Below are 18,616 nucleotides of genomic sequence, written 5' to 3' on the forward strand. Positions count from 1 at the left end.
CCGCTCGGAGCGCCCACTCGGCGACGCCGGTTCTCGACGTCGGTCGCCAGGCGCGCATCCGTGTGAGGATGCGGCGCATCATGGAACCCGAACTCGTCGAGGTCAGAGACTTCCTCGCCGCCCACGCGCCCTTCTCCGAACTGCCGCGTGACGTGCTCGACGCGCTGCCGGCCCAGTCGACGCTTCGCTACCACCGCCGCGGCACGATCCTGCTGCGCCCGGACGATCGGGTCACCTCCCTCATCGTCGTGCGGTCGGGCGCGGTCGACGTGCACGAACAAGGGGGCGGCCTCGTCGAACGGGTCGACGTCGGCGGCACGGTGGGCGTCACCGGCCTCGTCGAGAAGGGGCCGTACGGGTTCGACGTCACCGCGGTCGAGGACACGCTCGTGCTCGAGCTGCCCGCGGCCGTGTTCCACCGCCTCGTCGATCATCCGAACGTCGGCACGTTCTTTCTCGAGCAGCAGGTCACGCGGTTGCGCCAGGCCGTCGAGTCGGTGCAGGTCTCCGAGACCGGCGGCGACGTGCTGCGCACGCCGGTCACCGACATGATCTCGGGCCGCGTCGTCGTCGCGACCCCCGAGATCAGCGTGCAGGAGGCCGCGCAGCTCATGCGGACCGAACGGGTCTCGTCGGTGCTCGTGCTCCATCCCGACGGCCGTCTCTGCGGCATCCTCACCGATCGTGACCTGCGTAACCGGGTCGTCGCCGAAGGGCTCTCGGTCACGAGCCGGCTCGCCCAGGTGATGACCCCGGAGCCCGTCACACTGCGTCCCGACGCGCTCGCGTTCGAGGCGCTGCTCGAGATGCTCGCGCGCGACGTGCATCACCTCCCGGTCGTCGAGGGTGGGCGCCCTCTCGGCGTCGTGACCAGCACCGATCTCGTGCGCCTCGAGCGGTCGAACCCGCTGTACCTCGTGCAGGACGTCACGAGCCAGACCACGGTCGAGGGGCTCGCCGAGGGCGCGGCCCGGCTGCCGTCGATCGTCGAGGGCCTCGTCACCCAGGACGCGTCGGCGAGCGACATCTCCCGTGTCGTCACCGCCGTGGCCGACGCCCTGCACCGGCGGCTGCTCGTGCTCGCCGAGAAGAGGCTCGGACCTCCACCGGTGCCGTACTGCTGGGTCGTGCTCGGCTCGCAGGCCCGTCACGAGTCCGGCCTCGGAGGGGACCAGGACACGGCGATCATCGTCGACGACCGCGGCGCGCACGACCACGACGCGTACTTCGCCGACCTCGCGGCGTTCGTCACCGACGGCCTGGTCGCCTGCGGCTACCCGCGCTGCCCGGGCGGTGTCATGGCGACGAATCCCCGCTGGCGACAGACCGAACGGGCCTGGCGCGGGATCTTCGCCGAATGGATCGACGAGCCCACCCCCGACGCGCTCGTCGGGGCGGCGATCTTCTTCGACATGCGCTCGATTCACGGTCAGGCCGAGCTGTGCGAGCGGCTGCGGGCCCACGTGCTCTCGCGCACTCCCGGGGCACGCACGTTCCTCGCGCACCTGACCAAGCAGGCCATCGAGCACCAGCCGCCGCTCGGGCTGTTCCGCGGTTTCGTCGTCGAGAAGAGCGGTGAGCACCAGCGCACCCTCGACCTCAAGCACCGAGGCGTCGGACCGGTCACCGAGATCGCCCGGGTCCAGGCGCTCTCGCTCGGCTCACCGGCCGTCGACACCCGGGGGCGGCTCGCCGCCGCTCGCGCCGCCGGGCGGATGAACCCCGGCAGCGTCGACGACCTGCTCGACGCGTTCGAGTTCATCGGTTACGTGCGGTTGCGTCACCAGGCCGGTTGCGTGCGGTCGGGGGCCAAGCCGGACAACTTCGTCGCGCCGGACTCGCTGAGCTCGTTCGAGAAGCGCACTCTCAAGGACGCGTTCGGGGTCGTCCGCTCGGCGCAGAGTGTGTTGGCCCAGCGGCAGCCCCTGGGGCTCATCTCGTGAGTCCGGCCCTCGGGTGGGGGCTGCGCGCTCGGCGTGAGCGGGCGCGCCGGCGAGCCGGGGAGGGCACGGCGCTCGCGCGTTTTCTCGAGGTACCCCCGCCACCGCGGTCGACGCCCACGGCCGAGGCGTCCTTGCTCGCGCTCGATCTGGAGACCACGGGGCTCGACCCCAGGACCGATCGCATCCTCTCGGTCGGCTTCGTGCCGGTGAACGGGGAGGTCGTCGACCTCTCCGGCGCCCGCCAGCTCGTCGTGCGTGCCCAGGGTGAGGTGGGCCAGAGCGCCGTCGTGCACGGGCTCACCGACGACGTCGTCGCCGCCGGCCGCTCCCTTGAGGAGGTGCTGGAGGTCGTGCTCGCCGCGCTCACCGGGCGGGTGCTGCTCGCGCACTACTGCGTCATCGAGGAGGAGTTCCTCACCGCTGCCTGCCGTGAGGTCTACGGTGCCCCGCTGCCGCTGCGCACCGTCGACACCCTGGAGCTGCAGCGGCGTCTGACGAGCAACCCCTACGACGACCCGCGTTCGGGTTCGCTGCGTCTCGGCGCCGCGCGGCAGGCGCACGGTCTGCCGCGCTACCGCGCCCATGCCGCGCTCACCGATGCCCTCGCGTGCGCGGAGCTCTATCTCGCGCAACGGGCGGTCTTCTCGGATCGTGGGACGACGACCCTCAAGGGGTTGCTCCGGTAGGACACTGCCCGGCGGGAGTTCGTGCCTCGGGGGAGACGGCTACTCACGAGTTGCTCGGCTGCGCGGCTCTCATGCCGATGGGAGTTCGCTCCTGCCGATCACCGCGAGGACACCCGTGCTCGCACACCCCTGAAAGTCGTGTCGTTCCCATGTGCCGCCTGCTCGCCTACGTCGCTCCCGCGCCCTCCACGTTCTCCGACGTCATCGGATTCGATCAAGGGGCCGCGTTCCAGCGCCTCGCCCGTCTGCACGCGGACGGTTGGGGAACGATGTGGCTGGAGGAGACCGGCCGCGTCGGGCGCCACCGGCACGCGGGTGGCGGCTTTCGCAACGCCGAGCTGACCAACTACCTCAACGGCCCGCGTGCGCGCGCTGCCGTCGCCCACCTGCGCCTCGCGACCGGCGGGCTGAGCATCCGTGAGGAGAACACCCACCCCTTCGTCGCGCGTGCCGCCGACGTCGGGCTCGCGCACAACGGATCGATCCTGCCGGTGGGGGACCTGCGCTCGCTGCTCGCGGCGTCCTCCCTGCGGGAGTGCGACGGCGCGACCGACAGCGAGCTCTACTTCGCGCTCGTGCGTGAGCGGCGCGCCGACGGCCTCGATCTCGGTGACGCGGTGACGGCGACCGTGACCATGCTGCGCGAGCGCTTCCCCCTCGCGAGCCTCAACGCGATCGTGCTCGACGCCGACCAGCTCGTCGCCGTCCGCGCCAGCACCCACGCGATCGTGCCGACCGAGCACTTCGTCGAGCGCGGCATCGTCGACGACGACCTGCCCCCGGCGCACGACGAGGCGTACTACGACCTGCGGGTACGCGTCGGCGACGACGGCAGCGTCGCGTTCGCCTCCAGCGGCCTCGACACGACCGGCTGGGAGGATCTGCCGCTCGACTCGGTCAGCGTCGTCGACCTCGCGACGGTGACGATGCGCACGCGCGTGCTCAGCACGACGGCCACGGGGTCGTTCGCCGTCGTCGACGCCTGAGCGTCAGGTCCGGTCGACCGCCTCTTCCTGCTCGGTCGCGATCTCTTCCTCGGCGGTGTCGTCGATCTCGTCCTGAGCGGCCGTGCCGGCCTCGGCGGGGGTGCCGTACTTCTCGATGAACGCCGGCACCCGCTCCTTGGGGCGGCCGATGATCGCGGCCTCGGCATCGAAGATGAGCACCGGACGCTGCATGAGCCGGGGGTTCTCGGCGAGAAGCTCGGCGACCTTCTCCCGGCTCGCGACGTCGTCGTCGCCGAGGCCGAGCTGCTCGAACGTCGAGTCGCGGCGCACGAGGTCTCCGAACGGGTCCTCGAGGATGTCGAACAGGTCGAGCGCGGCCTGCTCGTTGAGGGGCGTGTCGAGGTAACGCACGACGTCGTGCTCGACGCCCGCCTCCTCGAGGGCGAGCAGCGCCGCGCGGGAGGTGGAACACCGGGGGTTGTGCAGGATCGTGATCATGAGACCCGTCTACCGCCGCCACGCGCCGGGGTCAAGACGAACGCCTCGGCTCATGGCACCGAGCACTGGAGATGCGCGTGTCTCTGTCAACGTGATTCCGACGCGACTCGACCGCGTACGGTCCTCGCCGGTCTCGTCAGAGAATTCGCAGCTTCTGCGCCTGTTCGGTGAGCTCGGCTCGAAAATCGGGGTGGGCGATGTCGATGAGGGCCTGGGCGCGTTGGCGGTTGGTCTTGCCGCGCAGCTGGGCGACGCCGAACTCGGTGACGACGTAGTTGATGTCGTTCTTGCTGGTCGAGACGTGCGTGCCGGGGGTGAGGGTGGGCACGATGCGCGAGATCGTGTCGTTCTTCGCGGTCGCGGGCAGCACGATGAACGCCTTACCGCCCTTCGACCGGTTGGAGGCGCGCACGAAGTCGGACTGGCCGCCGGTGCCGGAGTACGGCTTGGTGCCGAGCGACTCCGAGCCGCACTGCCCGAGCAGGTCGATCTGCATCGTGCCGTTGATCGAGTGCAGGTTGTCGTGGGCCCCGGCGAGATACGGGTCGTTGGTGATGTCGACCGGGTGCATCTCGAGCGCGGGGTTGTGATCCATGTAGTCGTACAGCCGCCGCGAGCCGAGCGCGAACGTCGCCATCATCGAGCCGGGCGCGAGGTTCTTGCGCAGGTTGGTCACGGCTCCGGCCTCGACGAGGGAGAGGATGCCGTCGCCGATCATCTCGGTGTGGATGCCGAGGTCGCGCTTCTCGAGCAACTGCATGACGACGGCGTCGGGGATGCCGCCGTAGCCGATCTGCAGGGTCGCGCCGTCGGGGATGAGGTCGGCGACGTACCCGGCGATGGCCTCCTGCACCGGGCCGATCGCGGGCAGGCCCACCTCGAGCAGGGGGCGCTCGTCCTCCACGACGGCGTCGACGCGGTCGACGTGGATGTGGCAGTGACCGTAGGCGTACGGCACGTTGGGGTTGACCTCGAGGATCACCGTGCGCGCCTTCTCGATGGCCGCCATCGTGTAGTCCGGCGCGAGACCGAGTGAGAAGTAGCCGTGCTTGTCCATGGGCGAGGCCATGGCGACGACGACATCGGAGGGCAGCAGGCCCTCGCGGAACAACGCGGGCATCTCGCTGAAGTACGAGGGGTGGTAGTCGATCCACCCCGCCTGAGCGCCGGGACGGCTCGGGCCGCCGACGAAGTAGGAGCGGTGGCGCACGTTCTCGGCGGTCTGCTCGTCGAAGTAGGCGTAGGGACGCAGCGGCAGGATCTGGCTGATCTTCACGTCGCGAAAGCGGGTGCGATGCTCGGAGATCGCCTCGAGGATCGTCGGCGGCTCACCCACGCCGGTCGGCACGACGACGGTCGACCCGTCCTCGACGAGGTCGATCGCCTCGCCCGCCTCGCGGCGCTTGGCTGCGTACTGGTCCTGCGCGGTCATCGTCGACCTCCGTTGGCTGAGACGTCCACTCGAGTCGACCCTAGACGCCCGGTCGCGCAACGTAGGCCCGAACGCGCGGCCGGGCAGGAGACCCTTCCCACACCGCCGGAGCTCCGACGGACGACGCCGATCTGCACCGGGCACCTCCCGCCACCCTCCACGTGCGCCGTGGATGAGGGGAGGCGCAAGATGGACCCATGGCCGACACCCTTCTTCCTCCTCCGCCCATCGCCCTTACGATCGCCGGGTCCGAAGCGACCGGTGGGGCCGGGGCGCAGGCCGACCTCAAGACGTTCCAGGCGCTGGGCGTCTTCGGTATCGCGGCGCTCACGTGCATCGTCTCGTTCGACCCCAAGGCCGGCTGGGCACACCGGTTCGTCCCGGTCGACCCGCAGGTCATCGCCGACCAGCTCGAGGCCGAGTTCGCCTGCTACGACATGTCGGCCGTGAAGATCGGGATGCTCGGCACGCCGGCGACGATCGACGTCGTCGCCTCCACGCTGCGCGAGCAGCGTCCCGAGCGGCTGCTGCTCGACCCGGTGCTCATCTGCAAGGGGCAGGAGCCCGGGGCCGCGCTCGACACCGACAACGCCCTCAAGGAGCACGTGCTGCCGCTGGCGACGTTCGTCACCCCCAACCAGTTCGAGGCCATGTCGCTCGCCGGCATGGACGCCATCGAGTCGGTCGACGACCTCGAGACGGCCGCTCGCCGCATCCACGAGTCGTGCGGTGCGGCGGTGCTCGCCAAGGGTGGCGTGCGTCTCGCCGGTCCCGACGCCGTCGACGTCTACTACGACGGCACGACGACGGAGGTCCTCTCCGAGCCGAAGATCGGCGAGGTCGCGGTCAGCGGCGCGGGCTGCTCGCTCGCGGCGGCGATCACGGCCGAGCTCGCCAAGGGCCGTGACCCCCTCGCCGCGGCGCGGGCCGCGAAGTCGTTCGTCACCGAGGGAATTCGCGCCCGGGTGGAGTCCAACGCGCCCTTCGCCGCCCTCTGGCAGGGCGTGTGACGCACGCCTTCGGCACGCCGGGTGCGGCCGTTGCGCCCGGCGCCGCCTGCCCGTGCGGCTCGGGCGCGACGTACGCCGGGTGCTGCCGGGTGTTCCACGACGGCAGGCCCGCGCCCACGGCCGAGGCGTTGATGCGCTCGCGGTACTCGGCGTTCGCGGTCGGTGACGCACAGCACCTGCTGCGCACGTGGCACCCGCGGACCCGACCCGAGGGGTTGACGCTCGACCCCGGCCACCGCTGGATCGGGCTCGAGGTGCTCGGCACCCAGGACGGCCTCGACGGCGATGAGACCGGAGTGGTCGTCTACCGCGCGACGTCGCTCGATGCCTCCGGGGCCCGGCATGAGATGACCGAGACCAGCCGATTCGCGCGGCGTGGTGGCCGTTGGGTGTACGTCGACGGCGACGTGAGTTGAGCCGTGCCCATCTGGCTGCGCCCCTCCCCGGAACTGGACGAGTGACCTACACTCCCCGCAGCAGTCCGAGCGGGGGAGGCACGATGAGCGGGGACGATCAGGGCCGGGGTCTCGTGATGGCCGAGCGTATCCGGGAGGCGCTCGAGGACGCCTTCGAGCAGGAGGTGCGCGACACGCTGCGTGCCGGTCGGGCGACGCCTCTCGAAAGGCTGCACGACTACCTCACCGGAGTGTCCGACCAGCACGAACCGCGCGTCCGGCTGCTCTTCGAACTGCTCGAGGACGGCACCCTGCCGCTGGACGGCGACCTCGCCGACGTGCCGGCGACGTGCTTCTTCCTCGGCGACATCGTGCGTTACCAACGCAGTCTCGACGACTGGGCGCGACTCCTCGGCCCGCAGCGGCCGTACGTGCCCGGCGCCGGTGACCCCGAGTACCTCGAACTGTGGAGCGCCGGGGATCTCCTCTGGCGCGCCGACCGCGACCAGGCCGAGGCGTCCCGCGCCTTCCTCACCATGCTCCTCGACGAGCAGGTCGGGCTGTGGAGCGCGCGAGTGAGACCCGGTGAGCTGCGCGTTCTTGCGATCGACGCGTGGAGCGGGCACGACGCCTATCGCGTCGCGGTCGCATCGGGATCGCTCGAGGAACGACAGGCCGAGCCGGGGGTGGCCGTGCCCACCGACCGACCCCTCGCGCCGCGTCCGCGCCTCGCCGCTCGCCCCTGAACGGGAGTTCTCCACAGCGCTCTGCGGGGCCGGCGGTTGTCCACCGGCCCGAATCGAGCGCACACGACGGGCACCGGTTCTTGCGAGCGTGGACGCACCGGCGCCCGGCCAGCGGCGCCCCGGCAAAGGAGCCCGCCGTGCTCGCACTCATGCCCAGCGTCACCGACGTCAACGCACCCACCGGGACAGCCGAGACCACCAGGACCGCCGAGACCACCAGGTCCGCCGAGACCACCGATCTCACGGACGACACCGACAACACCGACGTCATCGGGACCACCGATGTCACAGAGACCGTCGTCGGGCCCGACGGCATCCGCCGCCCCGCCTGGGCCGATCGCGGGGAGGCGGTACGCCGCTACTTCGACACCGAGTGGGGCACGCCGGTGCGCACCGAACAAGGGCTGTTCGAGCTCATCGTGCTGTTCGTCTTCGCCGGCGGGCTGACGTGGGCCAACGTGCTGCAACGCCGTGAGGGTCTCCGGGCCGCGTTCGCGGGTTTCGACGCCGACGCCGTGGCCGCGTTCACCGACGCCGATGTCCACGATCTGGTCAACGATGTACGCATCATCCGCAACCGCCGCAAATGCGAGGCCGCGATCACGACTGCACGCGCGACGTGCGCCCTGCGCGCCGCGGGCGGGCTCGTCGACCTCGTCTGGGGTCGCACGCTCGACGAGATCGACTCGGATGGCGTGGAGCTCACCGCGATACCGCGTTCGGACGCCCGATCGGTGCGCCTGGCCGAGGCGTTCGCCGACGCCGGATTCGTCCACCTCGGCCCCGTCGCCTCACAGTCGTTGCTGCTCGCGGCGGGCGTGATCCCGGTGCGGCGGTCCGAACCGGCTGGAGCCGTCGCGCGCAAGGCCGATAGGGGAACGGATCGCCGAACGGTCGGCGTCTGACCCTGGCGGTCACGTGCGGTTCGTGACATTCTGGGCAGGTGTCCGGCTCGGTCCGGTCTGGTCTCGGGGGAGATATCAGGGGCGCCTCGCCACGACAGCGGCCGCATTCGACAGCGGCGGTACTCGACGACGGCGGTGCGCACCGTATTCGGCGCGACACGTGAAGAGGCCAGAAGTGAATGCAGTAGGGGGGCGGCGGGCCGGTCTCGCCGTCATCGTCGCCGTCCTCGGCGTGGCGGCTCCGTCGGTCGTGCACGCGGCACCCGAGGCGGACGCCACCTCGGTGACCAGCACTCCGAGCAGCACCGTCGCGCGCACCGGTGACCGGGTGCTCGTTCGTGGCTCGGTCACGACCGAGGGTCCGCGCGAGGTGCGCCTCCAGGTCAGGGTCGGGCGCACGTGGCGCACCCTCGACTCGCAGGAGACGACCGGCACGTTCACCCTGACCCTGCCCACCGGCGACGCCGGGGTGAGTTCCTACCGCGTCCAGGCTCCGGCCACCGACGGCTTCTCCGAGGGCATCGGTGCGACGTTCACCGTCGGCATCGGCGCCGGCAACCCCCGCGCGTTCGACTACCTCACCACGCCACCGGTGCGGTGGGATCCGTGCACGACCATCGGGTACCGCGTCAATCTCACCGAGGCACCGGACGACGCCCTCGAGGACGTCCGTCGGGCGATCGGCCTCGCCTCGCAGGCCACCGGCGTCCGCTACAAGTACCTCGGCACGACCAAGATCGTTCCCGGAGCCAAGGGCGCCGACACCCCCGAGACCTACCCCGCCGGCACCGACCTCGTCATCGCCTACACCACGCCCGCCAAGACCAGGCTGCTCGATCGCCGCGACCACGCGCTCGGCATCGGCGGCGTGTTCTACGACCTCACACCGCAGAAGATCGGCAAGAACAGTTGGCACCGGGCGGTGCAGGGCTACGTCGTGCTCAACACCACCAAGAGCCTGCCCAGCGGGTTCGGTGCCGGCCGCGAGACGGGCGAGCTCGGCACCTGGGGTCAGGTGCTGCTGCACGAGATCGGGCACACGCTCGGGCTCGATCACCCGGCGGTCGCCGACAAGGACCAGATCATGCACCCCGAGACCACGTACAAGCAGGCGCAATGGGGCGCCGGTGATCTCGTCGCCCTCCGCCGACTGGGCGCCTCCTCGGGCTGCTTCGCCAAGCCGGCCAAACGACTTGCCGCGACCAAGCGTCCCGCGGTCAAGCGCCCCGCGGTGAAGAGTCGCGTCGTTCCCGGCGTGCGGTCCTCAGTGGTCCTCGCCCAGCGGTAGGCCCTGGGCCGCGGGCTCGGCCTGGTCGGGGCGCAGCAGCGACAGTGCGCCCGCCAGCGACAGCACGAGCCCGGCGACGACGGCCCACATCATCCCCTGGCGCGGCAGTTCGTGCATGAGCACCAGACCGAACGCCGCGGGCACGATCGTGCTCGTCACGTAGTTCGCACCGAGGACACCGACGGCGTGCGAGACGGCCAGCCCACGGGTCAGGTGGACCTGGCCGAGCACGAGGCCGCCGACCAGCAAGAACCCACCGGCCCACAGCGTCCACGGCCACTCCCAGAACCGCCAGATGTCCGCGTCGAGGCGGGCGATGAGCAGCCGGGCGGCGATCGCGCTGATCGCGAAGCCCAGGCCCGACAACACGCCGAACACACCCGGGTGCAGGGGCAGGAAGACCCCGACGAGGCAGATCGCGACCCCGGCCCCGAGCACCGCGACGTGGATCGGCTCGATCGGTACGGCGGGGCCGGGCACGGTCGTGGCGGCGAGGACGGCGATGCCCGCGACGACGACTCCGATGGCGAGCACGTCGCGGGTCTTGAGCGCTCGCGTGCCGGCGAGGTGCTGGATGAGCGCCGTGATCGCGAGCCCACCCACGACGGCCGCCTGCACGATGAGCAGAGGAAGGTGGCCGCGGGCGAGGAGGGTGAAGAAGAACCCGGCGCCCTGCAACGCGGTGCCCATCCACCACGCGGGCGACTTCAGCGGGTGGGCCTCGCCCTGCGCGCCGTCGGAGAGGCGTGCTCCCGCCCAGCCGTAGGCGAGGACGCCCACGATCAGGCAGACGATGCTCAGGGTCATGCGGGCGCGTCCGTCGCCGCGGCGGTGTCGATCACGCGGTCAACCTACTCCGCCGCCCGGGGCCCGGCCGATCAGGCGTCTTGCAGCGAGATCGTCGTCGTCAGCGTGTGCGACCCGCCGGCCTCGAGCTTGACGTGCCCGGCGAGCGCGTTGGCCGCTTCGACGCACACCATGCCGCGCCACTCGTCGTCGCCGAAGTCCGACATCTCGGCGGCCTTGCGCTCCCACGGGTTCCACACGACGGTGCTGTTGGAGCCGGCCTTGCCCACGACGACGCGACGGTCGCCGTCGACGAGCGTCACGGTGTCGGTCGAGGCGTAGACGCGGTCGGTCTCACGCAGGAAGCGCACGTCGCCGGATTGGGCGTTGACGGCCCGGCCACCGGGGGCACGGTCGGCGTAGCGCGCGCCGTCGAGGCCCTCGAGGTGCACCGAGGCGATGTCGGAGACGCGCAGATAGGTGTGCAGGGCCTCCTCGAGTTCCATGGCCTCGCTGGGGGAGGCGATCGTCAGCGACATGCGCAGGGTCGCGCCGAACGTGACCGTGTACGTGGCCGTGAGGTCGGCGGGCGCGGATTCGACGCCGTCCGCGTCGAGTTGTGAGAGCGGGGGCAGCGTGAGCACGACCGTGACGTCGTCGTCGTCGCGATGCACCTCCGTCGGCAACCATCGGACGTTGCGGAAGAAGCCGTGCTGCGGTGAGCGGTTCTTGGCGCGGCCGGTGGCGAACCACGGTGCGCAGATCGGCACGCCGCCGCGGATCGCGACGCCTTCGCCGAAGCGGGCGTGTTCGCTCACCCACAGCACCTCGTCCGCGCCGGCGGGTGCCCATCGGGTCACCGTGGCGCCGTCGAGGTGGATCTCGCCGCTGCACGCCGGGGTGTCGACGACGAGACGGGGCACGTCGCCTCCCGTCAGACTCACGCCCTCGGGCAGCGCGGGCGAGGGGGGTGTCGTGGTCGTCGTCATGGACCCATGGTCTCCGGATACATCGCTCACGCGTGCCTTGTCGGCACGAAACGCCGTGAATCTCAGTGGTTCACGCTCGCAGACTGCTCCTCGGCGCCGCCGTTGTGTGCAAGACGGAGGTCGTGCACCTCGTATCCGACGATGAGATCCAGCCATCCGAGTCGGGGCTCGCCGTGCAGCCCGAGAGGCAGCGAAAGCAGCCGCGTGAGCAGGACGTCGGTCTCCTGGATCGCGAGGGCGTTGCCGGGGCAGCGGTGGTTGCCGTCGCCGAACGACATCGCCTCGGGGCGTACGCCCTTGGGGATGTCCCGGCCGGGGCACAGGGCGAGTGGGTCCGCGCCGACGCTGCCTTCGTCGGCGTTCGCGGCGCGAATCGACAGGTCGAGCACGGCACCGGCGGGAACGTGATGCACGACGTCGCCGTCGGTGAGGGTGAGGTCCTCGACAGCGCGGCGGAAGAGGTGACCGACGACGGGCTCGAGTCGCAGGATCTCGTGGAGCAGCTCGTGGCGCTCGGCCTCGTCCCCGGCCACGTATCGCCGGCGCAGATCGTCGTCCTCGAGCAGGTGCCAGGCGACGATGCAGATGTACTCCCGGGTCGTCACCATCCCCGCGGCGGCGTAGGTGACGCATTCGGTCGTGATCTCGGAGTCGGTGTAGCCCTGATCGAGCAGGTGGGAGATGACGTCCTCGCGGCGGCGCTCGCGTCGGGCCTTGATCGCGGGCCGCACGTCGCGGGCGTAGAAGTGGGCCACCGGGCCCAGACCGCGCGTCGCCGAGACCACCGCGGAGAACCGCCCCGCCAGTGAGGCGACCGCCGCCCCGACGCCCCGGCTCGAGTCGCCGCCGGCGTCGTCCTCCCCGCCCACGTGAGAGCGTGGGGGCTGCGCCGGGATCGCGAACAGGCGTTCCAGCCGCCGCGCCATGCCCCGTGAGTCGGTCAGGCCGATGACGGCCGCGGCGACCGCGACCGAGTACTCGAGGCTGATCCGCCCGAGATCGACGGTGCGTCCGGCCCGCGTCTCGGTGCGCACCTCGTCGACGAGCTCCGCGGCGCGGGACTCCATGAGCTCGCGGTAGCGGCGGCTCACGGTGGCCGGGGCGAAGTATCGGGCGATCATGCTGCGTTGCCTGCGGTGCTCCGGCCCGTCGAGATAGAGGATCGGTTCGCGCATCGCGCGGGCGCCGCCGCGGACCATGTCGACGTTGAACCCGGCCTGCACCGTCGTCCCGGCTCGCAACACCTCCTTGACCAGAGGGTAGGAGCGCACGTGCCAGACCCCGTCGATCAGTTCGACGGCCGGGGAGAGACGCTCTCCGGCGCGCCCGGTCTTGCGTGCACCGTGGGGACAGGACGTGCTCATCTCCGCTCCTTCGACGACGTCACCCATGAGTCTGCCTGCGAAGCGGGGGACATGCGAAGGGGCGGTGCGGGTGCACGCACCGCCCCTTCGGACGGACCTGGGCCTGTGACCGCTCCGGGTGCCGGGACGGCGGGTGGTGGAAGTCGCCGTCGCACCTCTCTTCGGCACCTACCGGTGAGGATGGAGGGGAACGGGACGATCGCCCGTCAATCATTGGGTACCGATCGGGTCAAGGGACGGTCAACGCGGGGGTCGTGCCACGCTGAGGGCATGGCCACGCACCGAGCGCTCATGCGATGCCCCGAGCCGGGCCTCGGCGAGGCGGTCCTGTCGTTCATCGATCGGGAGCCCGTCGTGCTCGAGCGGGCGGTGGAGCAGTGGCACCGGTTGCGGGCCGAACTCGAGTCGGCCGGCTGGCAGGTCGTCGTCGTCGAGCCTCATGAGAGCGACCCGGACTGCCCCGACGGCGCGTTCGTCGGAGACGCGGTCGTGTCGGTGGCCGGGCGCGTCGTGCTCACCCGCTCGGCCGTGGAGTCGCGACGCCCGGAGCGCACCGCGATCCGTCGCACGCTCGCGGGCATGCACGTGCGGGTCGCGCCGATCAGGCGTCCCGGCACGGTCGAGGGCGGTGACCTCGTGCGGGTCGGGGACACGCTCTACGTCGGCGTCGGGACGCGGACCAACCGGGCCGGTCTCGCCCAGGTCGTCCGCATCATGCAGGCGTCGGGGCTGCGCGTCGTGCCCGTCCCGCTGCACAAGTCGGTGCAGCTCGACTCGGCGGTCGCCGCGCTGCCCTGCGGCACGGTCCTCGGCTATCCGCCCCTCGTCGACGACCCCTCGGTGTTCGACGACTTCGTGCCCGTCCCCGAACCCGGTGGCGCCCACGCCCTCCCGCTCGGTGGCGACCAGGTGCTGCTGCCCGCGAGCGCCCCCCGCTCGGCGCAGACCGTCGTCGACCTCGGCTACACCCCGGTCGTCGTCGACATCTCCGAGTTCGAGAAGCGCGAGGGGACGATGACCTGCCTCGTCGCGCCGTTCTGAGCGGCGCTCGTCCCCAGATCGCCAGTGCAGCTCGTCAGTACAGGTGCGCGACCTGGGGAGCGACCTCGTCCCACGCCTCCGGGGAGCAGGCCACGAGCAGCCCGGCGCGGCCGAGAGCGCGGTCGCTGACGTCGTACCGGGAGCCGTCGAGAAAGCGCACGACCCCGCCGAGCTCGTCGACCATGAGCGAGCCGGGGCAGTGGTCCCACGGCAGGCCCTTGCTGTAGAGGATGCCGTCGACGCGCCCTCCGAGGAGCCACGGATAGTCGATGCCGCAGCTCCAGGCGGTGGGGCCGAGGTCGAGCGAGCCGTGGCGGCCTTCGAGGCGCGGGGTGGAGGTGACGACCGTGAGTCCGTCGGTCGGCATCGTCATCGCCGGGAGCCGTACCCCGTCGCGGTACACGCCGGCGCCACGCTCGGCGATGTAGCTGACGCCGTGGGCGGGATGAAGGATCCACGCGCGCACGGGCTCGCCGTCGCGCAGTTCGGAGATCATCACCGCGTGGTCGGCAGAGCCGTGCACGAAGTTCCTCGTGCCGTCGATGGGATCGACGGTGTAGGCGTGCGCCGCGCCGGCGAGACGGCTCGGGAGCCCGGGATCGACGGCGGTGGCCTCCTCACCGACGACGAGCACCCCCGGATCGTCGGCGAGCAACGCCGCGGTGATGAGGCGTTCGGCCTCCTGGTCGGCGACCGTGACGAGGTCGCCCGGATTCTTCTCCATGACCTCACCGGCGCCGAGTGCCTGAAAGCGGGGCGTGATGACCTGCTCGGCGACCTCGCGCATGAGATCGAGAACGGCTTGGGTGTCCACGGATCCACCGTCTCACACGTCGTCGGGCTCACACGTCGTCAGGAACGGTCCTGCCATTTGGGGGTCGTCGAGGGCACCCAGTGATCCATCGCGTCGAGCAGCGACACGGGGTCGGAGTCGACGGTGTAGAGGCCGAGATGGGGGGCGCGGACGAAGCCCTGCGAGACGCAGTGTCCGAAGAACGACACGAGACGGTCGTAGTAGCCGAGGGTGTCGACGAGCCCGACCGGCTTGGCGATGAGGCCGAGTTGGTTCCACGTGATGATCTCGATGACCTCTTCGACGGTGCCGAATCCGCCCGGCAGGGCGACGAACCCGTCGGCGACCTCGGCCATGACCGCCTTGCGTTCGTGCATCGAGGTGGTCGTGCGCAACTCCGTGATGCCTTCGTGGGCGATCTCGGCCGCGACGAGGTGTTCGGGGATGATGCCGAGCACCTCGCCTCCCTGTGCCAGGGCCGCGTCGGCGAGAGTGCCCATGAGCCCGACCGAGGCGCCGCCGTAGACGAGGCGCATTCCGCGGCGTGCGATCTCGGCACCCAGGACGGCGGCGGCCTCGACGTAGCGAGGATCGTCGCCGGGACTGGAACCGCAGAACACACAGACGCTGCGCATGCCCTTCAGCGTAATGCGCGGGGCCGTGCGGCTTCGCGTTCGTCGAGCACCGACCGGCCTGGAGGTGCCCGAAACCGCAGGCGGCCCGACGGGGGCGACCGGTACCTTGACCGGCATGGACACCAACCTCACCCGATCCGACTGCGCCTTTCGAAGCGACGACCTCGACCTCGCCGGATACCGGGTCGAGGTCGACGTCTCCGAGTGCCCCGACCCGCAGGTGGAGACGTTCCCGACGACGACGGCCGTCGACCTCACCAGCGCGTCGGGTGAGGTCACGCTCGACTTCATCGGCGAGGTGACCGGGGTCGAGGTCGACGGGCAGGCCCAGGAGGTCGACGCCGACGGTGCACGGGTGCGAGTGACGGTCCCGGCGGGGCAGCCGTGCACGGTCACGGTGCGCGGGCGTGCCCGGTACAGCCGCTCGGGTGAGGGCATGCACCGTTACGTCGACCCGGCCGACGGGCAGACGTACCTCTACACGCAGTACGAGCCGTCGGATTCGCGGCGCGTGTTCGCGTGCTTCGAGCAGCCCGACCTCAAGGCGCCGTTCACGTTCGTCGTCACCGGGCCCGACGCGTGGGAGGTCCGCAGCAACGGCGCCGAGATCGCCCGCGAGCAGACCGGCGAGAACTCCGCCGGATCGGCCTGCAGCCGGCGCACGTTCGCGACGACTCCTCCGCAGTCGACGTACTTGACCTGCATCGTCGCCGGCCCGTACCGACGCTGGGACGACGAGTGGAGTCGGACGCGCGACGGCGAGGAGCTCACCGTGCCGCTGGCCCTGCTCTGCCGCGAGTCCCTCGCCTCGGCCTTCGACCCCGAGGAGCTGTTCGCGCTGACCAAGCAGGGGCTCGACCACTTCGACACGGCGTTCGCCTACCCCTATCCGTGGGGCAAGTACGACCAGATCTTCGTGCCCGAGTACAACCTCGGCGCGATGGAGAACCCCGGCCTGGTGACGTTCTCCGACGAGGCGTACGTCTACGAGTCGGCCGCGACCCGCAGCCAGCACGAGGGCCGTTCCAACACGCTCATGCACGAGATGTCGCACATGTGGTTCGGCGACCTCGTCACCCCGAAGTGGTGGGACGAGTTGTGGCTCAAGGAGTCCTTCGCCGACTACATGGGCACGGCCGCGAACGCGCTCGCCACCGACTTCACCGACGCGTGGACCCCGTTCTGCGCCCGCCGCAAGGCGTGGGCCTACGAGCAGGATCAGTTGCCGACCACGCACCCGATCGTCGCCGACATCCCCGACATCGAGGCCGCCCGGCAGAACTTCGACGGCATCACGTACGCCAAGGGCGCGAGCGTGCTCAAGCAGTTGGTCGCCTACGTCGGCGAGGAGGAGTTCTACGAGGGCGCCCGCCGCTACTTCCAGCGGCACGCGTTCTCCGCCACGACGTTGCCCGATCTGCTCGCCACTCTCGAGGAGGCCTCGGGCCGCGAGCTGGGGCATTGGGTCGACCAGTGGCTGCACACGACCGGGGTCTCCGAGCTCACGCCGCGGGTCACGCTCGCCGACGACGGCACCATCGCGGAGCTGGTGATCGAGCAGGCCCCGTCGGGCGAGAACGGCGACGTCCTGCGCGACCACCGCCTCGTCGTCGGGCTGTACGAGCTCGAAGGCGAACGGGGAGACGAACGCGAAGGCGATGACACGCTGCGGCGCACGTCCCGCATCGAACTCGACGTCGCGGGCGCGTCGACGGTCGTCCAGGAGGCGGTGGGTCTGCCGGCGCCGGCGCTCGTGCTCGTCAACGACGACGACCTCACCTACGCCAAGGTGCGCCTCGACGAGGCCGGGCTCGCGACGATCCGCGAGACGTTCGCGATCGAGTCCTCCCTCTCACGCGCCTGTGTGTGGTCGGCGCTGTGGCAGGCCTGCCGCGACGGGCTGCTGCCGGCGGCCGATTACGTCGACATCGTGTGCCGGTACGCACCGCGAGAGTCACACGTCGCGCTGCTCGGCAACGCGATGGCCCAGGCGCTCGTGGCGGCTCGCCGGTACGCGCCGGTCTCGCGTGGAGGTGAGCTCGTCCGTCGGGTGCTCGACCTGGCCGCGGAGCAGATGCGCGCTGCCGAACCGGGGTCGGGTGCGCAGCTCATCTTCGCCCGGGCCTTCGCCGACGCGGCGCTGTCGTGCGACGAACGTTCCTCGGAGATCCGGGAGCTGCTCGACGGCTCCGAGGTCGTCGACGGGTTGCCGATGGACTCGATGATGTGCTGGTCGCTCCTGCGGGCCCTCGCCGCGACCGGGCACGCGAGCGTGGCCGATCTCGACGCCGAACGCGAACGCGATCAGAGTTCCCCGGCCCGCATCCGTCACCTCACCGCGGTCGCGTCGATGCCGGACCCCGCGACCAAGGAGGAGGCGTTCATCGCGGTCATCGACGACATGTCGCTGTCGAACGACGAGGTCAGCGCCCGTACGACCGGCTTCTCGACGCCCGGGCACGGGTCGCTCACCGAGGGTTACCTCGAGCGGTACCTCGAGGCGCTGACGCGGGTGTGGTCGACGCGCAGTCAGGAGCTCGCCACCCGCGCCGTCGAGGGCTTCTTCCCCACCGCCGACCTCGTCGAGGGCGGCAGCATCGACGATCAGCCGGTCGTGGCCGCCGTCCGCGGCTGGCTCGACAGCCACCCCGACGCGCCCACGGCCCTGCGCCGCCTGCTCGTCGAGGAGCTCGCACACCTCGAACGCGCCCTGGGAGCCCAGGCCGCGGCCGTCGTAGGCTGACGCGCATGGACAAGCCCACCGTCACCATTCCCGAGGGCGACGCGCCCACCGAACTCGTTCTCGAAGACCTCGTCGTCGGCGACGGCCCCGAGGCCGCGCCCGGCACGACCGTGGCCGCCCACTACGTCGGCGTCGCCTGGTCCACCGGCCAGGAGTTCGACAACAGCTACGACCGCGGCGAGCCGCTGCAGTTCCCCCTCGGCGGCGGCATGGTCATCAAGGGCTGGGACGACGGCATCGTCGGCATGAAGGTCGGCGGTCGCCGTCGCATCACGATCCCGCCGCACCTCGGCTACGGCGCCCGCGGCGCGGGCGGCGCGATCAAGCCGAACGAGACCCTCGTCTTCGTCGTCGACCTCATGGGCGTGAACTGACCGCACGTCGCACACCCGGCTCCGACGACGGACGCCCGGCC

The 18,616-nt window shown here is 71.0% G+C and carries 18 protein-coding genes; 11 read left to right on the plus strand and 7 right to left on the minus strand.

The window, feature by feature from the left end; all coding sequences use genetic code 11:
* Positions 1–80: 80 nt before the first annotated feature.
* The 3 genes from BN1197_RS05140 (at position 81) to BN1197_RS05150 (ending at position 3,615) form a co-directional block, all read left to right on the plus strand.
* The gene (locus BN1197_RS05140; protein WP_040157235.1) at positions 81–1,943 is read left to right on the plus strand and encodes a DUF294 nucleotidyltransferase-like domain-containing protein; all 1,863 of its coding nucleotides are present in this window, start codon (positions 81–83) and stop codon (positions 1,941–1,943) included.
* On the plus strand, positions 1,940–2,629 hold the full coding sequence (locus BN1197_RS05145; protein ID WP_040156909.1) for an exonuclease domain-containing protein: 690 nt from the start codon (positions 1,940–1,942) through the stop codon (positions 2,627–2,629). The genes BN1197_RS05140 and BN1197_RS05145 overlap by 4 nt, the downstream gene beginning before the upstream one ends.
* A 149-nt stretch (positions 2,630–2,778) precedes the next feature.
* Complete coding sequence (locus BN1197_RS05150) at positions 2,779–3,615, plus strand: class II glutamine amidotransferase (RefSeq protein WP_040156910.1); 837 nt, start codon at positions 2,779–2,781, stop codon at positions 3,613–3,615.
* 3 nt (positions 3,616–3,618) lie between these two features.
* Here BN1197_RS05150 and BN1197_RS05155 read toward each other — a convergent pair whose 3' ends face one another.
* A complete protein-coding gene (locus tag BN1197_RS05155; protein WP_082043653.1) occupies positions 3,619–4,074 on the minus strand; it encodes an ArsC/Spx/MgsR family protein in 456 nt (151 codons plus the stop codon).
* A gap of 136 nt (positions 4,075–4,210) precedes the next feature.
* Complete coding sequence (locus BN1197_RS05160) at positions 4,211–5,506, minus strand: acetyl-CoA hydrolase/transferase family protein (protein WP_040156911.1); 1,296 nt, start codon at positions 5,504–5,506, stop codon at positions 4,211–4,213.
* A gap of 197 nt (positions 5,507–5,703) precedes the next feature.
* Between BN1197_RS05160 and thiD the strand changes: the two genes are divergently transcribed.
* The 5 genes from thiD (at position 5,704) to BN1197_RS05185 (ending at position 9,850) form a co-directional block, all read left to right on the plus strand.
* A complete protein-coding gene (thiD, locus tag BN1197_RS05165) occupies positions 5,704–6,516 on the plus strand; it encodes a bifunctional hydroxymethylpyrimidine kinase/phosphomethylpyrimidine kinase (protein ID WP_040156912.1) in 813 nt (270 codons plus the stop codon).
* Positions 6,513–6,932, plus strand: coding sequence for a YchJ family protein (locus BN1197_RS05170; protein WP_052466040.1), 420 nt, complete (start codon positions 6,513–6,515; stop codon positions 6,930–6,932). Before thiD ends, BN1197_RS05170 begins: the two co-directional genes overlap by 4 nt.
* An 83-nt stretch (positions 6,933–7,015) precedes the next feature.
* Entirely contained in the window at positions 7,016–7,657 is a 642-nt protein-coding gene (locus BN1197_RS05175) for a hypothetical protein (protein WP_141397225.1), read from the plus strand.
* Positions 7,658–7,794: 137 nt separating this feature from the next.
* Positions 7,795–8,562, plus strand: coding sequence for a DNA-3-methyladenine glycosylase I (locus BN1197_RS05180; protein ID WP_052466041.1), 768 nt, complete (start codon positions 7,795–7,797; stop codon positions 8,560–8,562).
* Positions 8,563–8,737: 175 nt separating this feature from the next.
* On the plus strand, positions 8,738–9,850 hold the full coding sequence (locus BN1197_RS05185) for a zinc metalloprotease (RefSeq protein WP_040156917.1): 1,113 nt from the start codon (positions 8,738–8,740) through the stop codon (positions 9,848–9,850).
* On the opposite strand, the gene BN1197_RS05190 is transcribed toward BN1197_RS05185, so the two are convergent.
* The 3 genes from BN1197_RS05190 to BN1197_RS05200 form a co-directional block, all read right to left on the minus strand.
* Positions 9,827–10,657 carry a hypothetical protein gene (locus BN1197_RS05190; RefSeq protein WP_040156919.1) on the minus strand — a complete coding sequence of 277 codons (831 nt, stop codon included), beginning with the start codon at positions 10,655–10,657 and terminating at the stop codon, positions 9,827–9,829. The two genes, BN1197_RS05185 and BN1197_RS05190, sit on opposite strands and share 24 nt — an antisense overlap.
* 71 nt (positions 10,658–10,728) lie before the next feature.
* Positions 10,729–11,625, minus strand: a complete 897-nt coding sequence (locus BN1197_RS05195; RefSeq protein ID WP_040156922.1) for a D-hexose-6-phosphate mutarotase — start codon at positions 11,623–11,625, stop codon at positions 10,729–10,731.
* Between the two features lie 62 nt (positions 11,626–11,687).
* Positions 11,688–12,989, minus strand: a complete 1,302-nt coding sequence (locus BN1197_RS05200) for a cytochrome P450 (RefSeq protein WP_040157241.1) — start codon at positions 12,987–12,989, stop codon at positions 11,688–11,690.
* A 270-nt stretch (positions 12,990–13,259) separates the two neighbouring features.
* Here BN1197_RS05200 and BN1197_RS05205 point away from each other — a divergent pair, with 270 nt between their 5' ends.
* On the plus strand, positions 13,260–14,030 hold the full coding sequence (locus tag BN1197_RS05205) for a dimethylarginine dimethylaminohydrolase family protein (protein WP_040156924.1): 771 nt from the start codon (positions 13,260–13,262) through the stop codon (positions 14,028–14,030).
* 34 nt (positions 14,031–14,064) lie between these two features.
* Here the strand turns inward: BN1197_RS05205 and BN1197_RS05210 are convergent, their stop codons facing one another.
* Together BN1197_RS05210 and BN1197_RS05215 are read right to left on the minus strand one after the other, a co-directional pair.
* The gene (locus tag BN1197_RS05210) at positions 14,065–14,844 is read right to left on the minus strand and encodes an inositol monophosphatase family protein (protein ID WP_040156926.1); all 780 of its coding nucleotides are present in this window, start codon (positions 14,842–14,844) and stop codon (positions 14,065–14,067) included.
* A gap of 38 nt (positions 14,845–14,882) precedes the next feature.
* A complete protein-coding gene (locus BN1197_RS05215) occupies positions 14,883–15,458 on the minus strand; it encodes an LOG family protein (RefSeq protein ID WP_040156927.1) in 576 nt (191 codons plus the stop codon).
* A 115-nt stretch (positions 15,459–15,573) separates the two neighbouring features.
* Between BN1197_RS05215 and pepN the strand changes: the two genes are divergently transcribed.
* Both pepN and BN1197_RS05225 read left to right on the plus strand, forming a co-directional pair.
* Positions 15,574–18,201, plus strand: coding sequence for an aminopeptidase N (gene pepN, locus BN1197_RS05220; protein WP_040156930.1), 2,628 nt, complete (start codon positions 15,574–15,576; stop codon positions 18,199–18,201).
* 5 nt (positions 18,202–18,206) lie between these two features.
* Positions 18,207–18,575, plus strand: coding sequence for an FKBP-type peptidyl-prolyl cis-trans isomerase (locus BN1197_RS05225; RefSeq protein ID WP_040156932.1), 369 nt, complete (start codon positions 18,207–18,209; stop codon positions 18,573–18,575).
* Positions 18,576–18,616 lie beyond the last annotated feature (41 nt).

The sequence above is a fragment of the Mobilicoccus massiliensis genome, assembly GCF_000826525.2.
Lineage (GTDB): Bacteria > Actinomycetota > Actinomycetes > Actinomycetales > Dermatophilaceae > Mobilicoccus > Mobilicoccus massiliensis.

Bases quoted from the DNA above. Each gene is read 5' to 3' on its own strand.
- BN1197_RS05190 (WP_040156919.1), bottom strand. From the start codon at position 10,657: ATGACCCTGAGCATCGTCTGCCTGATCGTGGGCGTCCTCGCCTACGGC.
- pepN (WP_040156930.1), top strand. From the start codon at position 15,574: ATGGACACCAACCTCACCCGATCCGACTGCGCCTTTCGAAGCGACGAC.
- BN1197_RS05205 (WP_040156924.1), top strand. From the start codon at position 13,260: ATGGCCACGCACCGAGCGCTCATGCGATGCCCCGAGCCGGGCCTCGGC.
- thiD (WP_040156912.1), top strand. From the start codon at position 5,704: ATGGCCGACACCCTTCTTCCTCCTCCGCCCATCGCCCTTACGATCGCC.
- BN1197_RS05140 (WP_040157235.1), top strand. From the start codon at position 81: ATGGAACCCGAACTCGTCGAGGTCAGAGACTTCCTCGCCGCCCACGCG.
- BN1197_RS05160 (WP_040156911.1), bottom strand. From the start codon at position 5,506: ATGACCGCGCAGGACCAGTACGCAGCCAAGCGCCGCGAGGCGGGCGAG.
- BN1197_RS05150 (WP_040156910.1), top strand. From the start codon at position 2,779: ATGTGCCGCCTGCTCGCCTACGTCGCTCCCGCGCCCTCCACGTTCTCC.
- BN1197_RS05225 (WP_040156932.1), top strand. From the start codon at position 18,207: ATGGACAAGCCCACCGTCACCATTCCCGAGGGCGACGCGCCCACCGAA.
- BN1197_RS05215 (WP_040156927.1), bottom strand. From the start codon at position 15,458: ATGCGCAGCGTCTGTGTGTTCTGCGGTTCCAGTCCCGGCGACGATCCT.
- BN1197_RS05175 (WP_141397225.1), top strand. From the start codon at position 7,016: ATGAGCGGGGACGATCAGGGCCGGGGTCTCGTGATGGCCGAGCGTATC.
- BN1197_RS05195 (WP_040156922.1), bottom strand. From the start codon at position 11,625: ATGACGACGACCACGACACCCCCCTCGCCCGCGCTGCCCGAGGGCGTG.
- BN1197_RS05200 (WP_040157241.1), bottom strand. From the start codon at position 12,989: ATGAGCACGTCCTGTCCCCACGGTGCACGCAAGACCGGGCGCGCCGGA.
- BN1197_RS05155 (WP_082043653.1), bottom strand. From the start codon at position 4,074: ATGATCACGATCCTGCACAACCCCCGGTGTTCCACCTCCCGCGCGGCG.